This is a genomic window from Streptomyces buecherae, from assembly GCF_014295035.1.
Lineage (GTDB): Bacteria > Actinomycetota > Actinomycetes > Streptomycetales > Streptomycetaceae > Streptomyces > Streptomyces youssoufiensis.
Window position 1 is genome coordinate 5,606,951 of record NZ_CP060404.1, and the last position, 18,279, is coordinate 5,625,229.

The window sequence follows — 18,279 nt, forward strand, 5'->3', positions numbered from 1 at the left end:
CGAGGGATACGAGGCCGGGGCCGCGCCACGCCAGGCCCCGGCCAACCCCCGTACCGCGACGGCCCACACGGACCCGGCCAGCGGATGACGCCACCGCCCCGCCCGCGCGTGCGGCGGGGCGGGGTCCGACCTCCGGGGAGCCGGGCCGGGCCGGACGGTGGTCGCCGTTACGCGTCCGCCGCCGGCACCTCAAGCACCGCCTTGCCCGGCACCCGGCGGCCCGCCAGCGCCCGCGTCGCCTCGCCGATCCGGGACCAGTCGCCGCGCCAGGCGATCTGCGGGTCGAGGGTGCCGGCGGCGAGCAGTCCGGCGAGCCAGGTCAGGTCGTCGCCCAGCCGCGTCGCGTCCTGGAGCAGGTAGAAGGTGGCCAGCGTGCGGTCGTGCCGACCCTGGTCGCCGAAGAGCGCCCCGAACGGGAAGGTCTCGCCGACGCCGGACGCGTGGCCCACCGACACCAGCGTGCCGTGCGCCTCCAACGCCGCGTAGGCGGCCACCAGTTGGTCGCCCCCCACCGTATCGACCACGCCGTACACCGGCCCACTGGGCACCAGCCCCGCGCCCTCGCCGGCGTTTGACGGGTCCGACGGGTCCGCCGTCCCCGCTGCCCCGGTGAGCCAGACCTCGTCGGCGCCCAGCGCGCGCAGCGCCTCGGCGTGCGCCGGGGTGCTGGTGGAGGCCACCACGTGGGCGCCGCCGAGGGCCGCCAGTTGGACGGCGAACCGTCCCACGCCGCCGCCCGCGCCGGTGATCAGGACGCGACGGCCCAGCAGGGGGCCGAGGCGGCGCAGCGCGCGCAGCGCCGACCCGGCGGCCACCGGCAGCGTGCTAGCCGCGGCCAGGTCCACGCCGTCGGGCACGGCGCCGACGAGACCGGTGTCCACGGCGCGGAGTTCGGCCCACGCGCCGCCGTCGCCGAGGGTCACCACCCGGTCGCCGACGGCCGGCCCCGAGCCGTCGGCGGCGGCCCGTACGACGACGCCGGCCGCGTCCCAACCGGGCACCGCCCCCGCCGTACCACGCGGAATGACGGCGTCCACCTCTCCCCGGTTCAGCGAGAACGCCGCCACCCGCACCAGCGCCTGACCCGGGCCCGGCACGGGGTCGGGGGTCTGTGTCAGGCGCAGTCCGTCGGGGGCGCTGGGGTCGATCGCCCATGCGTGCATGGCTCACTCACTTCCTCACGGATTTCCGGGGTCGGCGACCCCGGCAGCGCGATAGTGCCACTCAGTGGCATAAGCCTGCAAGGGGCTCTTGCCTCCGCAAGGCGAGTGGGTGGGTACACTCCCCACGTGACCTCCGCAGCCGCCACCCCCACCGGTCCGACCCCGCCCGACCCGGCGCGTCAGCTCCCGTTGCGCGAGCGCAAGAAGCTGCGCACCCGGCAGGCGTTGGTGGACACGGCGCTGCGCCTCTTCACCGAGCAGGGTTTCGCGGAGACCACGCTCGACCAGCTCGTGGACGAGGTGGAGGTCTCCAAGCGCACGTTCTTCCGCGCCTTCTCCTCGAAGGAGGACGTGGCGCTCGCGCCCGAGAAGGAGCTGTGGGACACCTACCGGCGGCGGATCGAGGCCGCCTCGCTCGCGGGCCCGCTGCTCGACGCGTACCAGGACGCGCTCATTGCCGCCATAGCGGACATGTCCGACGGCTGGGAGGACCGGTTCCTGATCAGCCGCGCCCTCGCCGACCGCACGCCGGCCCTGACCGCGCACAGCCTCCAGCACTGTGCCGAGGTCACGGACGCGGTGGTGCGCACGGTCGTCGCCAGGCTCCCGGCCGACAGCGGGATCGACGAGCTGCCGGCTCGCCTCCTGCTCGAACTCATGGTGGCCGCCTGGCGCAGCGCGCTCAGGGAGTGGTCGGCCACGGCCGACGACGCGGCGCCGACGGCCGCCGCCGGCCGGGACCGGGAGGCCCTGCGCGCCAGCGTGCGCGCGGCCTTCGCGGCGCTCCCCGACGTGGCCACCCTCGTCCGCGCCTGACCACCCGCGCCCCCGGGGCGCCGCCCCCACCGCCACCGCCACCGACGCCCACCGTCCGCGCGGCGGCCCGAAACGGACGCGGCGGCCCGGAAACGGAGCAGGGCCCCTCCCGATCGGTCCGGGATGGGCCCTGCTTCCGAGGTGCGGCCGGCTGTGGCCGGCGCGCCGTCGGCTCCGTAGCGGTGGTGCGGTGGTCTGTTTATTCCTCCAGCGTCAGGCCCTTGCGAAGTTTGGTCAGCGTGCGAGAGAGCAGACGTGAGACGTGCATCTGGGAAATGCCGAGCTCCTCGCCGATCTCCGACTGCGTCATGTTCGCCACGAACCGCAGGGAGAGGATCTTGCGGTCGCGCGGCGGAAGTTCGGCGATCAGCGGCTTCAACGACTCGACGTACTCGATGCCTTCGAGTCCGTGGTCCTCGTAGCCGATGCGGTCGGCGAGCGCGCCCTCGGTGTCGTCCTCTTCCGGTTGGGCGTCCAGCGAGCTCGCGGTGTACGCGTTGCTCGCGGCCATGCCCTCGACAACCTCTTCGTTGGTGATGCCCAGGCGCGTCGCCAGCTCGCTCACGGTGGGGGCGCGGTCGAGCTTCTGCGCCAGCTCGTCGCCGGCCTTGGCCAGGTCGAGCCGCAGTTCCTGGAGGCGTCGCGGGACGCGCACCGACCAACTGGTGTCGCGGAAGAACCGCTTGATCTCGCCGATGATGGTTGGCATGGCGAAGGTCGGGAACTCGACGCCTCTGCTCAGTTCGAAACGGTCGATCGCCTTGATCAGGCCGATGGTGCCGACCTGGACGATGTCCTCCATCGGCTCGCTGCGGGAGCGGAACCGGGAGGCGGCGAACTTGACCAGCGCCAGATTCAGTTCGACCAGGGTGTTGCGGACGTACGCGTGCTCGTGCGTGCCTTCCTCAAGCGTCTCAAGGCGCTCGAAGAGGGTCTTGGACAGGGCCCTCGCATCGACCGCTCCGACCTCGGCGAAGGGCGGGATCTCGGGCAGATCCCCGAAAGGGCCGGTGTGCGCCGGGTCTTCCGGCGCGGTGCCCGTCCGGGCGCCCGGGGTCGGTGCGAGGTCGGTCTGCTGGGGCGAAGGTGTCGACGAGGCGGGGTTCCGATGGTGTTCGGTGCGCGGTTCGTCGAGCCGGGGTGACATGGGAGTCCTCCATCATTCTCGGCATGTGGCTGCCGAAGCCATATCGTCGTGCTGCGGTGAGCGGCGCCTCCAAAGCCGGGCCGTGTTCGGGTGTGTCCTACTACGCCTACCCGCATTGACCCGGAAGTGGCAAGTGCGTGTTGTCCGTATTTGGTGATATATGCCAGTTGTTCGGCTACCGCACGCCGGCTCGAGGGCGTAGGGTTCGAGGCGCGCAATCGAAAGCCACGAGACACCAGAAGAGGTGCGTGCATGGACCGCGGGATGGTCGGCAGCACGAGCAGAGGCCGACTGCGAGTCGAGGTACGACACCAGGGGGCGAGTGCGGTCGTGACTCCGGCAGGTGAGCTCGATCACCACACTGCCGAGTTGCTCCGTGAGCCACTGGAGCAGTGTGTGACCGACGGGCAGTCCCGGTTGGTCGTGGACTGCTCGCGGCTGGAGTTCTGCGATTCGACGGGTTTGAACGTGCTCCTCGGGGCACGACTCAAGGCGGAGGCGGCTGGGGGTGCTGTCCACTTGGCGGGCATGCTCCCGGTGGTGGCTCGGGTCTTCGAGATCACCGGAGCCGAGGCCGTTTTCACGGTGCACGACACGTTGGAAGCCGCGCTCGTCGAATGACGCGGGGCTGGTCTGTTGCGTGCGCTTCATGCGTGCGTTACCTGAGTCACACAGTCCGGGGCGAATAAGTGGGTGTTCTCACGCCGCATCCGGGCAGGAGACAGCTAAATCTGCTCGATGCGACAGGCAGCCCCTGTCCTAGATTCGGTGAATCGGTGAGGTGATGCGCTGATGAGCTCCGCGCGGCCGTGCTCGCCGGGCGACCGCGGCCCGGAGGCGGGTGCCACTGCTCCGGTCCGCCCGTCGAGCGGACAAACCCGCCGACTCGCCCTGACCGACGCCAGCGGCGCCGTGCCACGCGCCCGCGACTTCGCTCGGGAAGCGCTACGCGACTGGGGCTGGTTGCCCGCCGCGAACGCGGACCAGCGTGCTGCGGCGGAGGACGTGCTGCTGGTCGTCTCGGAACTGGTCACCAACGCGTGCCTGCACGCCGAGGGGCCGGAGGAACTCCGGGTGAGCTGCGACGCCAAGTCGCTCCGCCTTGAGGTACGCGACCGGGGCGCGGGCACGCCGGCCCCGCGCACCCCGCACCGCGCCGGCCGCCCCGGCGGCCATGGGATGTTCATCGTGCAGCGCCTCTGTCTGGACTGGGGTGTCGTACGGAACGCCGACGGTGCCGGAAAAACGGTCTGGGCGGAACTCGCCGCGCCAGGCTGACCCGCCCGTTCGCCCACTCCGCCGCAGCACCGCCCGCCCGCCGCGGGCCCCCGCACCACCCCGGCCCGCCCGCCGGGCCCGCGGCACCCCCTGCCCCTCCGCCCGAGCTGGGCCCGTCGCGCCCCCGCACCCCTTCCGTACGGGGGCCGCGCCGCTCCGTACGCCATGCCGCCACGGCGAGGTCGACCCGCTGCCGCCGGAGCACCGTTGTCCGCGCCGCTCCGTACGCCGTGCCGCCCCACGCCGGCACCTCCCGTACGCGCCGACACCACGCGCCCCGCACACCCCGCGCCCCGACCTCCCCCGGCCGGGGCTCCCGCGCGTGCCAGGGCCCGCTCCCTCCCGAGCCCCGCCCAGTCGCCGCCTACGCGCCCCGCGCGCCCGGGCGCGCCCCCGCCACCCAGCCGCCGCGTACCCGCCGCACGCGCCCCGTGGCGCCCTCCTCAGGGCCAGCCACCACACGCACCCAGCCCTGGTCCGGCCTGACCCTGGAACCCGGGCCTTCGGCCCGCGCGCCGTACCGGCCTCGTAGCCGCCCGCGCGCCAGAGTCGCCCAGGCCCCGGCGCAGGTTCCGACTCCCGCGGCCCCCGTAGGACATCCCGGCCCACGCACCCCACGCACCTCACGGCCCCACCCCGCACCCCACACGACGGGCGCGCGCGGCCTTCCCCCGAGGCGGACGCGCCGAGGGCCCCGGCGCTGGTGCGCCGAGGCCCTCGGGGTGTTTCAGGTGGGTCGGCCCGCTGGGGGCGGGGACGTCAGCGGACGTCGCCCATCATCTGCACGACCTTCTTGCGGTACATCCAGATGGCGACACCGGCAAGGACCGCCAGCGAGGCTTCCGCGGCGACCACCCCTTCACCACTGAGGTCCACGCCGGCGATGGAGAGCAGGCCCGTGGTGCAGTCGCCCGCGGTGACCGCGAGGAACCAGACGCCCAGCATCTGGCTGGCGTACTTCTCGGGCGCCATCTTCGTGGTGACCGAGAGGCCGACCGGGGAGAGGCACAGCTCACCCATGGTCTGGAGCATGTAGATCGAGAGCAGCCAGCCCGGGCTGACGGCCGAGCCGTCGTTGGCCATGCTCATCGGGATCACGAAGACGAAGAACGAGGCTCCGGTGAGGACCAGCGCCATGGCGAACTTCACCGTGGTGCTGGGTTCCTTGTTCCGCCGGGCCAGCGCCAGCCACATCCAGGCGAAGACCGGGGCGAGGGCCATGACCCAGGCCGAGTTGACCGACTGGAACCAGGACGACGGGAAGCGGATGCCGAAGACGTTGTCCGCCGTCTTCGTCTCGGCGAAGGCGGACAGCGTCGACCCGCCCTGGTCGAAGATCATCCAAAAGACGGCCGCCGCGGCGAAGAACCAGATGTAGCCGCTGACCTTGGTCTGTTCGAGCTCGGTCAGTTCCTTGTCCCGCTTGATGCGGACGAGCACCGCGATCGGGATGACCAGGCCCGCGATGGTGATCGGCACGAGCGCCCAGTTCAGGGTGAAGTGACCGGTCAGGGTGACCACGGCGTAGAACGCGGCCGTGGCCGCCGTCCAGATCAGACCCTTGCGGAGCCAGCCCTTGCGCTCCTCGATGTTGAGCGGGGTCGGCACCTGGCTGGAGAGCGGGCTCAGGTGGCGGGTGCCGATCAGGAACTGGATCAGGCCCAGCGCCATGCCGAGCGCGGCGATGGCGAAGCCGAGGTGCCAGTTGACCTCCTGGCCCACCGTGCCGATGATCAACGGCGCGGCGAAGCCACCGATGTTGATGCCGATGTAGAAGATCGTGAAGCCGCCGTCACGGCGCGGGTCTTCCGGGCCCTCGTAGAGGTGGCCGACCATCGTGGAGATGTTGGCCTTCAGCAGGCCGGAGCCGAACGCGACGAGCGCCAGGCCGCCGAAGAACGGCAACTGTCCGGGCACCGCGAGCAGCAGGTGGCCGGCCATGATGATGCCGGCGGCGATGGCCACGGTCTTCCGCGGCCCCCACACCCGGTCACCGAACCAGCCGCCGGGCATCGCCAGGAGGTAGACCATGGCCAGGTACACGGAGTAGATCGCGACCGCGTTGGCCTCGGTCATCTCCAGGCCGCCACCTTGGCTGCCGTCCTTCGAGTCCGGACCGCCGGAGATCAGGTAGAGGACGAGCAGGGCCCGCATGCCGTAGAAGCTGAAACGCTCCCACATCTCGGTCATGAAGAGAGTGGCCAGGCCGCGAGGGTGGCCGAAGAAGGTCTTGCCGCCGTTGGCAGGGGGTCCCTGCTTGGCCGCGCCCTTCGTCAGGCTGGACGCCATGGTTGTTCCTTGGGGGGCTCGGGACGCGAGGCCAAGACGGCTAGCCGGAATCAAGATCACGCGCCCGGTCGGGTAGCCGGCTTCGACGACGCGTCGCCCACCCCCGTCCCGCGGGGGCGGTACCCATGGGGGGAACCGGGAAGGGCGGTCACACCGCCGCGCTCCACGCCCCCCGCGCGAGGAACACGCGGCGGACCCGGCCGGCAGGTCATTCACTGTGCCTGACGGGGCTGGTGGCTCCAGTCCCGGGCACAAAGAAACCTTTGGCGCGTCTTGCGAACCAAAGGTCTCAGGGCAGTGCTACAGACGTTCCGTCACCATACGCCAGACGCGGGGCACGAATGGAAGGCGATGAGACGTAACTCACGACACATGGTCGCAACTTTTACCGCGCATTTGAAGAGAACTAGTCACTCGCTCACGATGACCTGATAACGGTCTAACACACACCAGAACGCCCGTGGCGATCCGGGGCCGACAACGGCGGCCCGGCGGGGGCCGTTTGGCCTCCGGTAGGCGCGGCTCCGGCCGGCCCGGAAGGTGTCGCGGTGGCTCGACCGCGCGGGGCGGGTCGGGGCCGGCGGCTTCGGCGGCGTCGGTGGCGTCCGGGCGAGGCCGCCCGCGCGTGGCGTGGGACACGTTCCACGGGGGGCCGCAGGGGCGCGCGGGGGCGCGTGGCGTGCGCCGGGGGCGTACGCGGGAGGGGCGGTCGCGGCTCGCGGGCCACCCGTGGTCGGCGGGCCGCGCCCCGCGAGGTGTCCGCCGAGACGAGGGCGCAGGCCCGGCCCTTCTCCGGTCGGTCGCGGACTACCATTCCCGCATGACCCGAGTACTGCTCGCCGAGGATGACGCGTCCATCTCGGAGCCGCTCGCCCGCGCTCTGCGCCGCGAGGGGTACGAGGTCGAGGTGCGCCAGGACGGCCCCACCGCGCTGGACGCTGGCCTGCAAGGCGGCGTCGATCTGCTCGTCCTCGACCTCGGCCTGCCGGGCATGGACGGCCTGGAGGTCTGCCGGCGGCTGCGGAACGAGGGCCACGGCTTCCCCGTGCTGGTGCTCACGGCCCGCGCCGACGAAGTAGACACCGTTGTCGGACTGGACGCCGGCGCCGACGACTACGTCACCAAGCCGTTCCGGCTCGCCGAACTGCTGGCCCGGGTACGGGCCCTGCTGCGCCGTGGCTCCGCCGAGGCGCAGCAGCCGCAGCCCGCCACCCACGGCGTACGGATCGACGTCGAGTCCCACCGGGCCTGGATGGGCGACGAGGAGTTGCAGCTCACCGCCAAGGAGTTCGACCTGCTGCGGGTCCTGGTCCGGGACGCGGGCCGGGTCGTCACACGCGACCAGCTCATGCGCGAGGTCTGGGACACCACCTGGTGGTCCTCGACCAAGACGCTCGACATGCACATCTCCTGGTTGCGCAAGAAGCTGGGCGACGACGCCGCCAACCCGCGCTACATCGCCACGGTGCGCGGCGTGGGCTTCCGGTTCGAGAAGAACTAGCGCGGGACCCGGCGAGGAGATCCGGTGGTAAGCACCGGAAACTCGCGAAGATGGCGAAAGTCGGCAGAAAGCCAGTGAAATGCCGACAGAATGCCGGCGGAAGACTGGCCGGAACCGCACCTGAACGCTGAACACTCAGCGCTGACCCGAACACGGTAGTGGGCCCATGCGTCGCCGTTTGATCAATTCCACGCTCGCGGTGGTGCTCGTCGTCATCGCCGTCTTCGGCGTCTCCCTGGTCATCGTGGAGACCCGCACCATCGAGAACAGCGCCCAGGAGAGCGTGGAGTCCGAGGCCCTGCGGCTGCTCAGCATCGTGGACGGGCGGCTCATCGGCGGCGAGGCGGTCACCCCCAAGGTGCTGAGCGAACAGATCACCACCGACCGCTACGCCCGCATCACCGTCCCCGGCCAGTCCGCCCCGCTGGAGATCGGCGACCGCCCGTCGGGCGGCGTCATCGCCGCGGAGGAGAGGGGCGCGAAGGGCGTGACGGTCCGGGTCGAGGAGTCGCACGGCACCGTCGGCCGGGAGATCGGTCGCACGTTACTGATCATCCTGGCGGTGGCCCTGCTGGCCGTCGCGGCGGCCGTCATCCTCGCCGTACGGCAGGCGCACCGGCTCGCCGCGCCCCTCACCGACCTGGCCGAGACCGCCGAGCGCCTGGGCTCGGGCGACCCGCGGCCCCGGCACCGGCGGTACGGCGTCCCCGAACTCGACCGGGTCGCCGACGTGCTCGACGCCAGCGCCGAGCGCATCGCGCGGATGCTCACCGCCGAGCGACGGCTCGCCGCCGACGCCTCGCACCAACTGCGCACACCGCTGACCGCGCTGTCCATGCGGCTTGAGGAGATCACGCTCACCGACGAGCCGGAGACGGTCAAGGAGGAGGCCACCATCGCGCTGGCCCAGGTCGAGCGGCTGACCGACGTCGTGCAGCGGCTGCTCACCAACTCCCGTGACCCGCGCTCCGGCTCGGCCGTCGCCTTCGACCTGGACGAGGTCGTCAAGCAGCAGATCGAGGAGTGGCGCCCGGCCTCCCGCAGCGAGGGACGGGCCATCGTCCGCTCCGGCAAGAAGGGACTGCGGGCGGTCGGCACCCCGGGTGCGGTGGCCCAGGTGCTGGCGACGTTGATCGAGAACTCGCTGATGCACGGCGGCGGCACGGTGGCGCTGCGCACCCGGGTCACCGGCAACCAGGCCGTGGTCGAGGTCTCGGACGAGGGCCCGGGCGTCCCCGCCGACCTCGGCGCCCGCGTCTTCGAGCGCACGGTCAGCGGCCGCAACTCCACGGGCCTCGGCCTCGCCGTGGCCCGCGACCTGGCCGAGGCGGACGGCGGCCGACTGGAACTCCTCCAGCAGCAACCGCCGATCTTCGCCCTCTTCCTCAGCCGCGAGGCCGACTCCGCGCACGAGGCGTGAGCCGTACGTACGCAGGCGTGGGCGCCCGTACGTACGGAAGCACGGACCGGACGCGCGGAGGCGTGGGCCGGACGCGCGGAGGCGCGAGCCCGTACGTACGAAGGCGTGGGCTGCGTACGAGGCGACAGCCGCCCGTACGAAGCGACAGCCAGGGAAGCGAGATGGCGCCCGGCGCGGGGCGTGGGGCGACGAGCCCCGGTGGCCGGGTTACTTGGCGCGGCCGGCCTGGGCGCGCTCGCGCCGCTCGGCCGTGGTGAGGAACGACTCGGCCGTCTGCACCGCCTCGCGGGCGGGCAGTGCGCGGAACACCCAGGTGCGGTACGACCAGAAGCGGAAGAGGGTCGCGATGCCGATGCCGACGAACTTGAACACGTTGCTCTGCAGCGGGGTGTCCCAGTCGAAGCCGTACGTCGCGGTGTAGAGGATGCCGTTCTCGATCACCAGGCCGATGGCGCTGAAGAGCAGGAACAGGCTCAGCTCCTTGGCCCGGCCGCTCTTGTCGCGGTCCCGGTAGGTGAAGTACCGGAATCCCACGTAGTTGAAGGCGATGGCGACGACCGTCGCCAGGATGCTCGCGCGCACCACGGGCAAGTCGGTCATGTGCCGGACGAGGTTGAAGACCGCGAGGTTGACGAGGAGGCCCACACCGCCCACGGCGCCGAACTTGGCGACCTCGCGCATGAGCAGTTCCAGCCGCATACGCAGCGCGGGCCGTTCACTCATAGTGATCGTCTTACTCCGTATCGCGGTTGTCGGCATTACTCCATCTGCTTCATGCTAACCAGCCGCGGCCGGGGGCGCGTCCGGGTATCGCGGATCGCGGCTCCGGCCGACCTTGGAGGTTCCTACGAGCGCGCGCGGGGCCCGTTGGCTGATACGGCTACCCTGGGTGGGTGACGTTCCCTGTAATTGGCATGGTCGGCGGGGGCCAGCTCGCGCGCATGACGCACGAGGCGGGCATCCCCCTCGGCGTCAAGTTCAAGCTCCTCAGTGACACCCCGACGGACTCCGCGGCGCAGGTCGTCGGCGATGTCGTCGTCGGTGACTACCGCGATCTGGAAACCCTTCGTAGCTTCGCACAAGGCTGTGACGTGATCACGTTCGATCACGAGCACGTGCCGATGGAGCACCTGCGGGCCCTGGAGGCCGACGGCATCGCCGTCCGGCCCGGCTCGCGGGCGCTGGTGCACGCCCAGGACAAGGGCGTCATGCGGGCCAGGCTCGACGCGATCGGGGCGCCGTGCCCGCGCCACCGGATCGTCGCCGACCCCGCCGACGTCGCCCGGTTCGCCGCCGAGGGCGACGGCTTCCCCGTCGTCCTGAAGACGGTGCGCGGCGGCTACGACGGCAAGGGCGTCTGGGTCGTGCGCGACGAGGCCGAGGCGGCCGAGCCGTTCCGCGCCGGCGTGCCGGTGCTGGCCGAGGAGAAGGTCCCCTTCGTGCGCGAGCTGGCGGCCAACGTGGTGCGCTCGCCGCACGGCCAGGCCGTGGCGTACCCCGTGGTCGAGTCGATCCAGGTGAACGGCGTCTGCGACACGGTCATCGCCCCCGCGCCCGACCTGGACCCCGAGCTGTCCACGCACGCGCAGCAGCTCGCCCTGCGGATCGCCGAGGAACTGGACGTCACCGGCCACCTGGCCGTGGAACTCTTCGAGGTCCAGCGCCCCGACGGCCCCGCGGTGCTGGTCAACGAGCTGGCGATGCGCCCGCACAACTCGGGCCACTGGACCCAGGACGGCGCCGTCACCTCGCAGTTCGCCAACCACGTGCGCGCCGTGCTCGACCTGCCGCTGGGCGACCCGCGCCCGCGCGCCCGCTGGACCGTGATGGCCAACGTCCTCGGCGGCGACTACCCCGACATGTACGGGGCCTACCTGCACTGCATGGCGCGCGACCCTGGCCTGAAGATCCATATGTACGGTAAAGATGTGAAGCCCGGCCGCAAGGTCGGCCACGTCAATACCTACGGCGACGACCTGGCCGACGTGCGCGAGCGCGCGAGCCATGCCGCCGGTTACCTGCGAGGAACGATCACGGAATGACTTCGCCGCTCATTGGGATCGTCATGGGGTCCGACTCCGACTGGCCCGTCATGGAAGCCGCCGCCAAGGCCCTGGACGAGTTCGAGATCGGCTACGAGGTCGATGTCGTCTCCGCGCACCGGATGCCCCGCGAGATGATCGCGTACGGGGAGGGGGCCGCGGACCGCGGGCTCAAGGCGATCATCGCCGGCGCGGGCGGCGCCGCCCACCTGCCGGGCATGCTGGCCTCCGTCACGCCGCTGCCGGTCATCGGCGTGCCGGTGCCGCTGAAGTACCTGGACGGCATGGACTCGCTGCTGTCCATCGTGCAGATGCCGGCGGGCGTCCCGGTCGCCACGGTCTCGGTCGGCGGCGCCCGGAACGCGGGCCTGCTCGCGGCCCGCGTGCTCGCCGCGTACGACCCGGACCTGCTGGCCCGGATGCGGCAGTTCCAGGAGGAGCTGAACGAGCAGGCCACCGAGAAGGGCAAGCGCCTGCGGGCCCGCGTCGAGGGCTCCGGCGGCTTCGGCTTCGCGAAGTAACCGGCCCGGGCGTCGCGGAGCGGCCGGTTCCGGTGACGCGCGCCAGCCGCCGGCGCCGCGCCGTACGCCCCGCGCGCCCGCCCACGACCTGCCGCGCACCCCGCGCCGCGACCCGCCCCGCACGGCTCGCGGCGCCTCGGCCGGCCGCCGCCCGTCGTTTAGCGCCCGCCCGCGACGGGGAACCCAGCATCCGCGGAAACGATGTCAGCACGGAAGCGCGGATGCGCGGAAGCGCGGAACGATGCCGCCACCGCCGGCACCACCACCGGCGACCGCACCACCGCACGCGCCAGCGACAGCGCGCGCGACAGCGACGATGGGGATGTGAGTGACCGTGTCACGTGAAGGCGCCAGCGACGGGCAGCAGTCGGAATCCGGGCCGGCCGTGGTCGCCCCCGCCCCCGAACTCCTGGCCCGCGCCCGCGAACTGCTCGCCGAGTACCCCGTGGTCGACGGCCACAACGACCTGCCCTGGGCGCTGCGGGAGATCGGCTACGACCTCGACGAGCGCGACCTGGCCACCGACCTGAGCGCCCACCAGCACACGGACATCCCGCGCATGCGGGCCGGCGGCCTCGGCGCGCAGTTCTGGTCGGTGTTCGTCCGCTCCGACTACGCCGGCGACCAGGCGGTCAGCGCGACCCTGGAACAGATCGACGTCGTACGCCGCTTCGTCGACCGCTACCCCGACGACCTGCGACTCGCCCTGACCGCCGACGACATGGAGGCGGCCCGCGCCGAGGGCCGGATCGCCTCGCTCATGGGCGCCGAGGGCGGCCACTCCATTGACTGCTCGTTGGGTACCCTGCGCGCCCTGTACGAACTGGGCGTCCGCTACATGACGCTCACCCACAACGACAACGTGCCCTGGGCGGACTCGGCCACCGACGACCCGGGCGTGGGCGGCCTCAGCCCCTTCGGGCACGAGGTCGTGCGCGAGATGAACCGCCTCGGCATGCTCGTGGACCTCTCCCACGTGGCCCCCACCACGATGCGGGCCGCGCTGCGCACCAGCGAGGCCCCGGTGATCTTCTCGCACTCGTCGGCGCGGTCCGTCTGCGACCACGTGCGCAACATCCCGGACGGCGTCCTCGAGCAACTGCCCGCCAACGGCGGCGTGGCGATGGTGACGTTCGTACCGAAGTTCATCCTGCCCGAGGCCATCGAGTGGACCCTGGCCGCCGACTCCAACATGAGCGCCAACGGCCTGCACCCGCTGGACACCTCCGCCGAGGGCATGCGGGTGCAGCGCGCGTTCGAGGCGGCGAACCCACGCCCGCTGGCCACGGCCAAGACGGTCGCCGACCACCTGGACCACATGCGCGAGGTCGCGGGCGTCGACCACCTGGGCATCGGCGGCGACTACGACGGCGTCGCCTTCACCCCCGCCGACCTCGCCGACGTCTCCGGCTACCCCACCCTCATCGCCGAACTCCTCGACCGCGGCTGGTCGGACGCCGACCTGGCCAAGCTGACGTGGAAGAACGCGGTCCGGGTCCTCCGCGCGGCGGAGGACGTCTCCCGCGACCTGCGAACCCGCCGGGGCCCGTCGATCGCCACCTTCGAGGCGCTGGACGGCAAGAGCAGGCGGTAGCGCGTGCGGCTGGGGTGGGGTGGGGCGGGGTGAAGCTGGCAGCCGGGCTGAAGCAGGCCCGGCGCCGGCCAGACACGGCCTTCTGACCGTGGGTGGTTGGGCTTGGCGCCGTCGCGGCCGGTGGTGATCGGACGATGGCCACTTCTGTCCTTCGCGAGCCCCGGCCGCCCGCCCACCCCCATGCTGGTGTCAGCCTCCGACCGGGAGGCAGCCAGGACAGCCAGAAGGGGCCGCCATGGGCGATCACCGCAAGCCGGACCCGGACCCCGGCCAGGGGAAGCCGCCACCCGGCAACTCCGACGGGAAGGTGCCCGACCCGCCGCCGCCCTCGGGCAACCGGCGGAAGTAGCCGTGCCGGCGCCCCGACTCCGCCGCCGCCAGAACCGGTTGGACAACGCCATGGCGAGCAGGGGCCTGTGGCCGGCGGGCTCCCCGTGGGTCCGCCCCGCCATGCGGGCCCTACCGCGCCACGCCTTCGCCCCGGACCGGCTCTGCGCCTGGTCAGGCCACGCGTACGCGCCTGTCGATCGAACCGCGACCCCGGGCCGGTGGGCCGATCTCGTCTACGGCGGCCCGTACGACTCCACCGTCATCCAGGTGACGGACGGCTTCCCCAGCTCCAGCCTGAGCTGTGAGGCGGTGGTGGCCGACATGCTCGACTCCCTGATGCTGGAGCCCGGCCACGCCGTCCTCGAACTCGGCGCGGCGACGGGTCGCAACGCGGCGCTCATGGCACACGGCGTCGGCCCCGACGGGCGGGTCACCACCATCGAGGCCGACCCCCGACTGTCCGACCTCGCGCGGCGGAACGTGTCGGCGGCCGGCGCCCGCGTCACCGTGCTGACCGGCGACGGCACGCGGGGAGCGCCCGCGCACGGCCGCTTCCACCGGGTCATGGCCACTTACGCCGTCGACCTCGTCCCCTGGGCCTGGGTCGAGCAGACGCGACCCGGCGGCCGGATCGTGGCCCCGTGGGGACGGCTCGGCCATGTCGCCCTCACCGTCGCCGCCGACGGCCGCTCGGCGAGCGGCTGGATGCAGGGGCTGGCGACCTTCATGCCCAGCCGTGGAACGGACCAGGGCCGGCCGTGGGAAACGGTCAGGGGAGCCGACCCGCCGGACGAGGAGACCCCCATGGCACGGGACGACCTGGCCTTGCTGCACACCGACGCCAACCTCCTGTTCGCGCTGCGGGTCGCCCTGCCCGACGTGCGGGTGCGCACCGAGGCGCTCCCCGACCGGCGAGCGACCGCCTGGCTGCACGACGGCCACTCGTCCTGGGCGACCATCGTCAACCCAGCCGCCGGCCCCACCGTCGCCTATCAGGGCGGCCCGCGCCGCCTCGCCGCCGAACTCGACGCCGCCTGGCGCGACTGGCAACGGGCCGGCTCACCCACGGTGTACGACTTCGGCATGACCCGCACCCGCGAGGAGCAGTGCGTCTGGAGCGGCGACCCGGTGACGGGGAGGCGGTGGTGGGTTGAGCGGGTGCCTCCGGCGGTCGAGCGGTCGTGATGGCTGGGCGTCGACTGTCCCTGGCCACTGCCCCTGGCCAGGGTGCCGCTCAGGTGACGGGCATACCGGCTACGTGGCCAGGCCGACCCGGCGCGCCATCTCCAGCAGGCGAGGCCGCGTGCGCTGGTTGAGGACGAAGAGAACGCGGATGACCTCGCGGCTCATCGGGTGCACCGCGGCCATCTCCGGGGCCACCGCGAACGCCTGCCCCAGTGCCCGTTCGGCCTCCTCGTACCCGCGCACCGCGAGGTGCGCCCGGGCGGCGTCGATGGCCAGGCGCCCCACCCGCGTGGGGCGGAGGCCGGCGGGCGGGGAAGCCAGCAGGGGCGTCGCCATCCGCGCCGCGTCGGCCGGCCTGTCCAACTCGATGTGGGCGGCCAGCTCGTAGAGGGCGACGTTGCCGGGCCCGAACGTGAGGTTGTGCGCGAGCACGTCCCTCGGGAGCTGCTCCGCAAGGGTCTTGGCCTTGGTGACGTGCGCCTCGGTGGCCGCGGCATCCCGGTGCCGCGACGCGAGGACGACGCCGCGCAGGTGCAGAGAGCCCAGGGAGACCAGCCGCTCGGGCGTGGCACCGAGAGCGCGCGTGGCTCGCTCGTACGCGCTGATGGCCCGCTCGATGACGGCCAGGCCGTCGTCGTACTGCCCGGCGGTCTGGTACGTGCCGGCCTCGTTCCACGCCGCGGACGCCTCGACGTCCGGCGCCCACGTCTGCCGGGCTGCCCACGTCTGCCGGGAGACGATCATGTCGGCGAGATCGGCCTGCCCGAGCCGGTGGGCCACGCCGTACGCACATCCGTACAGGTCCGCCACCTGGGCCCAAGCCGTCGCGTCCCCAGGGGCCTCGAAGGCGCTCGCCGTGGCTTGCCCCAGCAGCTTGGGCAGCAGTGCCAGCAGATCCAGGTAGCGGGTCTGCGCCCGCAGGTCCACCGCCTCGCGCACCGCGCTGAGCAAGGCCGCAGGCGGTAGCGCGTCCTCGCGCGGCAGGGTGTGTCGGCGAACGGCCGCCCGGAGCACGTCGAGCCCTTCGGCCTGCTGCGACGTGTCGGCGAACGGCTGTCCGTAGACGCGGGCGGTCGTCACGCGGAGCGCGGCGGCAACGGCCGCTACGAATTGAGGCGTCGCGGGGCGCAGTCCCGTCTCCACCTTGCTGAGACAACTCACCGAGAACCCACTGCGCTTCGCGAGCTTGGCCTGTCCGATGCCCCGTGCTTTGCGGAGGACGGCGATGTTCTCTCCGGGCGTCGGCGGGGTGTCCGCCGTGGTGCTGCTCATGGGGGAAGCTTCCCCGCGCGGGGCACACGACAGACCCGGCGCGTGCACCGGCTACACCGCACCCCGGCGGACGGTGACGCTCGCTCGCGTGTCGCGCAGGAGGTAGTACGGGGGAGTCGAGGGCGAAACGATAGATATCGGCAGCGTTTCACGCACGAGGAACGAGCGCGGCGTTCGCGATCCATCGTTCCACGGCCCCCGCCGTCGACTCCCTGCCCTCCACCATGCCGCCTCGGCGCTCGGCGAGCAGAGCCCGGCGCATGGGAGTGCGCTCCGTAGCGCGACAACTCAGCGCTCGCCGGGCCCTGTACAGGCTCACGCGGGGGCGGGGCAGACGAGCCGCGCCCGCTCGTAGAGGTCACGCGCTGTTTGGTTCTTCCGGTAGGGGCGGATGCGTTCGTTCATGGCGCGCATCGCGCGATCACACTGCCCCGATTGGACCTGCGGATAGATCTCAACGGCCATTCCCCAGGTCTGGCATGCCGCTTCCAGGTGCCCGAATTCGCACTGCCGCTCGGCGAGGATGGACAGATATCGGACGCGATTCCGCTGGAGCGAATGGTGCCGCAGTTTGTCGGATTCCTGGAGTGCGTCGATCGATCCAGCGATATCGCCCAATGCGTAGCGCACCTGCCCCACGTGGTAGGCCAGGGAAGAGGGATTGTAGGAACCGAAGGTCTTGGATCGCGCCTCGGCCTTTTCCATGGCCACTTCGGCTTCGCGGAGGTAGGTGAGCGCCTTTCCCTCGTTGCCCAGGGCCGCCGCGTGCGCCTGCTGGCCCGCCAGGAAGGCCCGCATGCGGGGCCCTGCCTGCGGGGATGCCGCCGCGGCGGCGTCGGCGAGCCTCATCGCTGTCTGGCTGTGGCCCAGATCGACGGCCTGCACACTCATGCCGCGAAGGGTGGTGCAGTACGTGAGGTGGTCATCGGCGGCGCCGGCGAGTTTCAGCGCCTGTACGTAGTACCGCTGGGCCAGCCCGTTAAGCCCCTCGTCCACGGCCATGTAGCCCGTCAGATAGCAGAGGTCGGCGGCGGCCGAGAGCATCGCTTTGCGTACGGATTCCGGCGCCTCCGTGTGCAGGTACGGAGCCACCGTGTTCACCAGGAACGCTGCTGCCATGGGGCGGGCGTGCCGACCGCCGAATTGGTCGTCCAACTCCGAGATGCGTTCGGTCATGGCCGTGACCATGTGAACCTCGGGCATCCCTATGCGCCGCATCTGGCCCTTCCGGGCAGCCTCCATACGCCCCACGACATCGGGCCAGTCAGGAATGGCGAGGGCCGCGGAGAAGAGTCCGGCTCCCACGATGCCGCGTCGCGTAGGGCTCATGTCGTCACTGCCGAGACGTACGAGGTCCGCAACGGTGCTGGGTGCGCCGGCCTCATCGTCGGTCGGCGCGGGGAAACCCGCGTCTGCCGGGTGCACCGGCCGTCCGAGGCGGCGCGCCAAAGCCTCGACGATGAGCGGTCGGGTCTCTGTCCTCGGCATGTGGCCCTGGAGCCAGGCCCGCGCCGTCTGCGGACTGTAGGACCTGGGTGCCCCCTGTTCCGTCGCCAACCGGTTCACCTGTTGGGCGAACTGGCGCAACGTCCAGCCGGTCTCGCGGAACAACCGCTCCAGGTGCGCGTTGGGCAGGCGATCAGACATGCCCTCAACTCCTCGTGCTGGAAGACTTTTTACGGCTTTTAAGCCGACGCCTTCAGTGACGGTACCGCCGAGCG

15 protein-coding genes are annotated in these 18,279 nt (G+C 72.0%); 9 read left to right on the top strand and 6 right to left on the bottom strand.

Annotated features, from left to right (window positions below; all coding sequences use genetic code 11):
- Positions 1–167: 167 nt before the first annotated feature.
- On the bottom strand, positions 168–1,163 hold the full coding sequence (locus H7H31_RS22170; RefSeq protein ID WP_187061473.1) for a zinc-binding dehydrogenase: 996 nt from the start codon (positions 1,161–1,163) through the stop codon (positions 168–170).
- Positions 1,164–1,289: 126 nt separating this feature from the next.
- Here H7H31_RS22170 and H7H31_RS22175 point away from each other — a divergent pair, with 126 nt between their 5' ends.
- Complete coding sequence (locus H7H31_RS22175; protein WP_187061474.1) at positions 1,290–1,979, top strand: TetR/AcrR family transcriptional regulator; 690 nt, start codon at positions 1,290–1,292, stop codon at positions 1,977–1,979.
- 199 nt (positions 1,980–2,178) lie between these two features.
- Here the strand turns inward: H7H31_RS22175 and H7H31_RS22180 are convergent, their stop codons facing one another.
- Entirely contained in the window at positions 2,179–3,126 is a 948-nt protein-coding gene (locus H7H31_RS22180) for an RNA polymerase sigma factor SigF (protein ID WP_187061475.1), read from the bottom strand.
- A gap of 252 nt (positions 3,127–3,378) precedes the next feature.
- Here H7H31_RS22180 and H7H31_RS22185 point away from each other — a divergent pair, with 252 nt between their 5' ends.
- Both H7H31_RS22185 and H7H31_RS22190 read left to right on the top strand, forming a co-directional pair.
- On the top strand, positions 3,379–3,747 hold the full coding sequence (locus H7H31_RS22185; protein WP_187061476.1) for an STAS domain-containing protein: 369 nt from the start codon (positions 3,379–3,381) through the stop codon (positions 3,745–3,747).
- Between the two features lie 171 nt (positions 3,748–3,918).
- Positions 3,919–4,404 (top strand): ATP-binding protein, encoded by a 486-nt coding sequence (locus tag H7H31_RS22190; protein ID WP_187061477.1) that lies wholly within the window; start codon positions 3,919–3,921, stop codon positions 4,402–4,404.
- A gap of 759 nt (positions 4,405–5,163) precedes the next feature.
- Here H7H31_RS22190 and H7H31_RS22195 read toward each other — a convergent pair.
- Positions 5,164–6,693 (bottom strand): peptide MFS transporter, encoded by a 1,530-nt coding sequence (locus H7H31_RS22195; protein WP_187059770.1) that lies wholly within the window; start codon positions 6,691–6,693, stop codon positions 5,164–5,166.
- A gap of 820 nt (positions 6,694–7,513) precedes the next feature.
- On the opposite strand from H7H31_RS22195, the gene H7H31_RS22200 reads away from it, so the two are divergent.
- Both H7H31_RS22200 and H7H31_RS22205 read left to right on the top strand, forming a co-directional pair.
- A complete protein-coding gene (locus H7H31_RS22200; protein ID WP_187062624.1) occupies positions 7,514–8,194 on the top strand; it encodes a response regulator transcription factor in 681 nt (226 codons plus the stop codon).
- 166 nt (positions 8,195–8,360) lie between these two features.
- Positions 8,361–9,614: a HAMP domain-containing histidine kinase gene (locus H7H31_RS22205; RefSeq protein WP_187062625.1), complete on the top strand. Its 1,254-nt coding sequence runs from the start codon at positions 8,361–8,363 to the stop codon at positions 9,612–9,614.
- A 207-nt stretch (positions 9,615–9,821) separates the two neighbouring features.
- Here H7H31_RS22205 and H7H31_RS22210 read toward each other — a convergent pair whose 3' ends face one another.
- Entirely contained in the window at positions 9,822–10,337 is a 516-nt protein-coding gene (locus H7H31_RS22210; protein WP_187062626.1) for a GtrA family protein, read from the bottom strand.
- 170 nt (positions 10,338–10,507) lie between these two features.
- Here H7H31_RS22210 and H7H31_RS22215 point away from each other — a divergent pair, with 170 nt between their 5' ends.
- The 4 genes from H7H31_RS22215 (at position 10,508) to H7H31_RS22230 (ending at position 15,286) form a co-directional block, all read left to right on the top strand.
- Entirely contained in the window at positions 10,508–11,656 is a 1,149-nt protein-coding gene (locus H7H31_RS22215; protein WP_176161973.1) for a 5-(carboxyamino)imidazole ribonucleotide synthase, read from the top strand.
- On the top strand, positions 11,653–12,177 hold the full coding sequence (gene purE, locus H7H31_RS22220; protein WP_187062627.1) for a 5-(carboxyamino)imidazole ribonucleotide mutase: 525 nt from the start codon (positions 11,653–11,655) through the stop codon (positions 12,175–12,177). The genes H7H31_RS22215 and purE overlap by 4 nt, the downstream gene beginning before the upstream one ends.
- Positions 12,178–12,562: 385 nt before the next feature.
- Entirely contained in the window at positions 12,563–13,771 is a 1,209-nt protein-coding gene (locus H7H31_RS22225) for a dipeptidase (RefSeq protein ID WP_187062636.1), read from the top strand.
- Positions 13,772–14,170: 399 nt separating this feature from the next.
- Positions 14,171–15,286, top strand: a complete 1,116-nt coding sequence (locus H7H31_RS22230; RefSeq protein WP_232110021.1) for a methyltransferase domain-containing protein — start codon at positions 14,171–14,173, stop codon at positions 15,284–15,286.
- 69 nt (positions 15,287–15,355) lie between these two features.
- Here H7H31_RS22230 and H7H31_RS22235 read toward each other — a convergent pair whose 3' ends face one another.
- Both H7H31_RS22235 and H7H31_RS22240 read right to left on the bottom strand, forming a co-directional pair.
- Positions 15,356–16,558, bottom strand: a complete 1,203-nt coding sequence (locus H7H31_RS22235; protein WP_187062629.1) for a helix-turn-helix domain-containing protein — start codon at positions 16,556–16,558, stop codon at positions 15,356–15,358.
- Between the two features lie 315 nt (positions 16,559–16,873).
- On the bottom strand, positions 16,874–18,205 hold the full coding sequence (locus H7H31_RS22240; RefSeq protein WP_187062630.1) for a tetratricopeptide repeat protein: 1,332 nt from the start codon (positions 18,203–18,205) through the stop codon (positions 16,874–16,876).
- Positions 18,206–18,279: the final 74 nt, after the last annotated feature.

Excerpts from the sequence above, each read along its gene's own strand:
- H7H31_RS22170 (WP_187061473.1), bottom strand. The coding sequence starts at position 1,163 with ATGCACGCATGGGCGATCGACCCCAGCGCCCCCGACGGACTGCGCCTG.
- H7H31_RS22180 (WP_187061475.1), bottom strand. The coding sequence starts at position 3,126 with ATGTCACCCCGGCTCGACGAACCGCGCACCGAACACCATCGGAACCCC.
- H7H31_RS22185 (WP_187061476.1), top strand. The coding sequence starts at position 3,379 with ATGGACCGCGGGATGGTCGGCAGCACGAGCAGAGGCCGACTGCGAGTC.
- H7H31_RS22190 (WP_187061477.1), top strand. The coding sequence starts at position 3,919 with ATGAGCTCCGCGCGGCCGTGCTCGCCGGGCGACCGCGGCCCGGAGGCG.
- H7H31_RS22195 (WP_187059770.1), bottom strand. The coding sequence starts at position 6,693 with ATGGCGTCCAGCCTGACGAAGGGCGCGGCCAAGCAGGGACCCCCTGCC.
- H7H31_RS22200 (WP_187062624.1), top strand. The coding sequence starts at position 7,514 with ATGACCCGAGTACTGCTCGCCGAGGATGACGCGTCCATCTCGGAGCCG.
- H7H31_RS22205 (WP_187062625.1), top strand. The coding sequence starts at position 8,361 with ATGCGTCGCCGTTTGATCAATTCCACGCTCGCGGTGGTGCTCGTCGTC.
- H7H31_RS22210 (WP_187062626.1), bottom strand. The coding sequence starts at position 10,337 with ATGAGTGAACGGCCCGCGCTGCGTATGCGGCTGGAACTGCTCATGCGC.
- purE (WP_187062627.1), top strand. The coding sequence starts at position 11,653 with ATGACTTCGCCGCTCATTGGGATCGTCATGGGGTCCGACTCCGACTGG.
- H7H31_RS22230 (WP_232110021.1), top strand. The coding sequence starts at position 14,171 with ATGGCGAGCAGGGGCCTGTGGCCGGCGGGCTCCCCGTGGGTCCGCCCC.
- H7H31_RS22235 (WP_187062629.1), bottom strand. The coding sequence starts at position 16,558 with ATGAGCAGCACCACGGCGGACACCCCGCCGACGCCCGGAGAGAACATC.
- H7H31_RS22240 (WP_187062630.1), bottom strand. The coding sequence starts at position 18,205 with ATGTCTGATCGCCTGCCCAACGCGCACCTGGAGCGGTTGTTCCGCGAG.